Here is a 3,995-nt window from a genome sequence, read left to right on the forward strand (position 1 = left end):
GTCGGTTGCTTCTCGCCAGTGTCCCCGCCGCCGCCATGATCCTCGGCCGGCCCAGCCGTCGGTTGCTTCTCGCCAGTGTCCCCGCCGCCGCCATGATCCTCGGCCGGCCCAGCGGTGGGGGGGCTGATAGTTGGCAGTACAGCCGTCGGGGCCGGGCGAACTGGCCGAAGAGTCGCCGTCGGCGGCACAGCCGTCGGGCTCGGCGCGGGCGCCGTCGGCGGCACAGCCGTCGCCGTCGGCGCGGGCGTTTGGCTCGCCGTCGGCGCGGGCGTTTGGCTCGCCGTCGGCGCGGGCGTTTGGCTCGCCGTCGCCGTCGGCACGGGCGTCGGCAAAGCAACAGGCACTGGATTCACGTCGGGGTCCGCCAGAATAGCCGTCGCCCGGATCACCCCACCTACCAGACGGCCAACAACCGTCACCGCCGCGCCAGGCCGAATATCGCCATCGATCTGCGTGGACGCATCCACCTGCACCGCATACCCAGCAATCTGCCAGGTGTCAGCCGAGATGGCTGTCACCTGGCCGCCGAACCCCACCTCAGCCGAGCGATCCTGGGCGATCAGCGCACCAACCTCATCGCGGCGGCGCTGGGCGATCTCCTGCTCGACATAGGCCTTATCGGCGGAGAGCGCGACCTGCACCTGCTCGGCGACACGCTTGAGCCCATACAGCGGCTCACCCGGGAGCGCCGCCGAGGCGGCCGCCGTCCCACCGCCGGCGAGGGCGAGGGCGAGCAGTATGGTGGCCAGGGCGACACCGAGGCGCAGCGGGAGACCAAAGAATCGCCGGCCAGCGGTTGGCCGCAGATCGGCGGCGCGGTTGAGAAAGGCGCGGCGCGAGCTCACCTGCGCGGAGGGCGTCGGCTCAAGAGCGAGGCGCGGCAGAGCCACAGCCGTCTCCAGGAAGGGGCGTAAGGTGTCAGCCTCAGCGGGGTAGCGCGCCAGAACATCATCGAGCGGCTCGCCGGCATCCAGGGCGTCGAGGCAGAGGATCAGCTTGAGTTCGAGTTCGGTATCCATCACTCCCCTATCCCTGGAGCCATCTTACGGGTGAGCGCGGCGATCGCCCGCGCCTGAAGCTGCTTAATCGCCCCCTCGGACTTCCCCAGGGCGCGGGCCACCTCCTGGATCGGCAGCCCCTGGCCGTAGCGCATCGCCAGCACGTGCTGCTGCTCACCGGTGAGGGTTCCCACAGCGCGGCGCAGATCCTCGCGGGTGGCCGCCTGCTCGGCGACATCCTCAGGCCCAGCCTCCTGGCTGATGATCGACTCATCAAGCGGCGCGGAGGGCGCGCGGTAGTAGCGGCGGTAGTGGTCGCTCACAACATTGGACGCGACACCAAACAGCCAGCCGCGCAGGGCGCTCTGCGGCGCCTTGCGGTCGCGCAGAGCGGTGAGAAACCGAGTGAACACGTCGCTGACCAGATCCTCTGCGGTGGGGCGATCACCCACGCGGAAGGAGACATAGCGAAAGAGCGGACCATAGTAGGCATCATGGATCTGCGCAAGTGCATCAGTATCATGGGCGCGGGCGCGGCCCAGGAGCTCAGCTTCATCGACCACAGAGTGAATTCCTGCTACAAATGCGCTCATTCGAGTGGCGACACACAGTGTACTTGAAGTTTCCTCGCCCGGTGTATGCGTGTGTTGAGGTTGGGCGGCGAACCCGCCCAACCTCAACACAGAGCGGTCAGAGGCTCAGCCCCAGAGAAGCGTCATTAGTTGCCGTGGCCGCCGTTATCGTCGCCGGAGCCGTGGCCGCCATTATCGCTACCGTTGTCGTCGTTCGCGTCGCGGTTCGCGCTATCGCTGCCGCCGCCACTGCTGTCATTGGCGTCGGTGTTGCTGTTATCGCTGCCGTTGTCGTCGTTCGCGTCGCGGTTCGCGCTATCGCTGCCGTTGTCGTCATGATGCGGGCCGTCGCAGTCGCAGGTAGGGCTGGGCGTGGCCGTCGCCTCGGGCGTGGCCGTCGCCTCGGGCGTGGCCGTCGCCTCGGGCGTGGCCGTCGCCTCGGGCAAGCTCACCAGCGCGATCTCGCGGGCAATCAGGACGCCCGCCACATTCTCCACGGCGTGTACCTTCACCAGAGAGCCAAGCACAATCGCCGGGTCGATATCGGTGTGCGTGCCAATAACCACCGTCGTCCCGCCGATGACCCAGGAGGTCGCGCCCATAGACGTCACCGTGCCAGAGATCTCAACCGGCACCGGGCGCGCGGCCGGGATCGCCGTGGCCAGGGCAGGCGTGGCGGTCTCTGTGGCGGCGGTAGGGGTCGTCCACGGCATTCCCGGCTCGGCCATACGGGCGAAGGCGTGGCCGGATGATCCAAAGAGCAGCGCGCCGGACACGCTGGCGGTCAGCGCCAGAGCCTTGAGGAAGCGGGTGGCATTCATCGTTGTAGCTCCTTATGTCTATGATCGGCAAAGCAGTGACTTCACCCTGTACGTCGTGCGGCGGGCAAAAAAGTAACGGGTGGGTTTCAAACTCCGTGATCACGCCCGAGCGCACGGCAAGGTGCGCAGGGCTGTGGCAACTTCCTGGGGCTTCGCCCCAGACCCCGCTTTTGTTGGGGTTTTGGCGGCTTCGCCGCCAAAACCCCAACAAAAAAACTTGTTACCTATGAATGTTCTGCTGATCGGCTCGGGCGGCCGCGAGCACGCCCTCGCCTGGAAGATCGCACAGTCGCCACAGATTGGGAAGCTGCTGTGCGTGCCCGGCAACACCGGCACCGCCCACCACGGCCAAAACGTCCCCTTCCCGCTCGACGACTTCGCCGCGCTGATCGACCTCGCCCAGCGCGAGGCGATCGACCTGGTGGTCGTCGGGCCGGAGCAGCCGCTCGCCGATGGCATCGCCGACCGCTTCGCCGCCGCCGGGATCCCTGTGTTCGGGCCGAGCGCCGAGGCGGCGCGGCTTGAGAGCAGTAAGGCCTACGCCAAGGAGATCATGGCCGAGGCCCGCGTGCCCACCGCCGCCGCGCACGTCTTCGCCACGGCGGCGGCCGCCGCCGACTTCGTGCGCTCCAGCGGCGCCGCCTGGGTGGTGAAGGCCGATGGCCTGGCCCAGGGCAAGGGCGTGGTGGTGCCCGACAGCGTCGAGGAGACGCTGGCCGCGATCGCGCAGCTCAGCGGCGACCTGCCCGGCCAGCAGCTGCTGCTTGAGGAGCGCCTGATCGGCCGCGAGGTCTCGGTGCTCGCGCTCTGCGACGGCAGACGGCTGGTGGCGCTGCCGCCCGCCCGCGACCATAAGCGCCTGGGGGACGGCGACGTGGGGCCGAACACCGGCGGTATGGGCGTGGTGGCCCCGGTCGACGATGTGACGCCCGGGCAGCTCGACCAGATTGTGAGCTCATGCCTCCAGCCGGCGATCGACGCCATGGCCGCCAGGGGCACGCCCTTCCACGGGGTGCTCTACGCGGGGATCATGCTCACCGAGACGGGGCCGAAGGTGCTGGAGTATAACGCCCGCTTCGGCGACCCGGAGGCCCAGGCGCTGCTGCCGCTGATCGAGGGGGATCTCCTCGAGGCGCTCTACGGCTGCGCCACCGGCAACCTCCAGCCCGAGAAGCTGCGCCGCCGCAAGGGCTATGCCGTCTGCGTGGTCCTCTGCGCCGCCGGATACCCCGAGCGGCCGCGCAAGGGCGACGCGATCCGCGGGGTCGAGGCCGTCGACGACAACAAGGTGCTGATCTTCCACGCCGGGACGGCCCTCGGGGCCACCGGGCTCTGCACCGCCGGCGGGCGCGTCATCGGCGTCACCGGACTCGGCGGCACGCTGCGCCAGGCCCGCGAGCGGGCCTATGAGTCCGCCGCCGGCATCCGCTTCGAGGGCAAGCACCACCGCATGGATATCGGCAAAGAGCCGACGCCCTGATGCGATTGCAGATTGCAGATTGTAGAGTGCAGATTGCGTCCTGATAATCTGCACTCTGCAATCTGCAATCTGCAATTATGGGAGTCCGCGTGTACACTATCGCCGTGCTGATCAGCGGATCCGG

4 protein-coding genes are annotated in these 3,995 nt (G+C 68.4%); 1 reads left to right on the plus strand and 3 read right to left on the minus strand.

Going from position 1 to position 3,995, the window contains the following annotated elements:
* From K2Z83_RS16135 to K2Z83_RS16145, 3 genes are all read right to left on the minus strand, one after another.
* Positions 1–1,019 (minus strand): DUF5666 domain-containing protein (locus tag K2Z83_RS16135; protein ID WP_220596217.1); only part of this gene is annotated, 1,019 nt, incomplete at its 3' end.
* Positions 1,019–1,561, minus strand: coding sequence for a sigma-70 family RNA polymerase sigma factor (locus K2Z83_RS16140; RefSeq protein WP_220596218.1), 543 nt, complete (start codon positions 1,559–1,561; stop codon positions 1,019–1,021). The genes K2Z83_RS16140 and K2Z83_RS16135, both read right to left, overlap by 1 nt.
* A 155-nt stretch (positions 1,562–1,716) precedes the next feature.
* Positions 1,717–2,391, minus strand: a complete 675-nt coding sequence (locus tag K2Z83_RS16145) for a DUF5666 domain-containing protein (RefSeq protein WP_220596219.1) — start codon at positions 2,389–2,391, stop codon at positions 1,717–1,719.
* 226 nt (positions 2,392–2,617) lie between these two features.
* Between K2Z83_RS16145 and purD the strand changes: the two genes are divergently transcribed.
* Positions 2,618–3,871: a phosphoribosylamine--glycine ligase gene (purD, locus tag K2Z83_RS16150; protein WP_220596220.1), complete on the plus strand. Its 1,254-nt coding sequence runs from the start codon at positions 2,618–2,620 to the stop codon at positions 3,869–3,871.
* Positions 3,872–3,995 lie beyond the last annotated feature (124 nt).

The organism is Oscillochloris sp. ZM17-4 (assembly GCF_019599295.1).
Taxonomy (GTDB): Bacteria; Chloroflexota; Chloroflexia; order Chloroflexales; family Chloroflexaceae; genus Oscillochloris.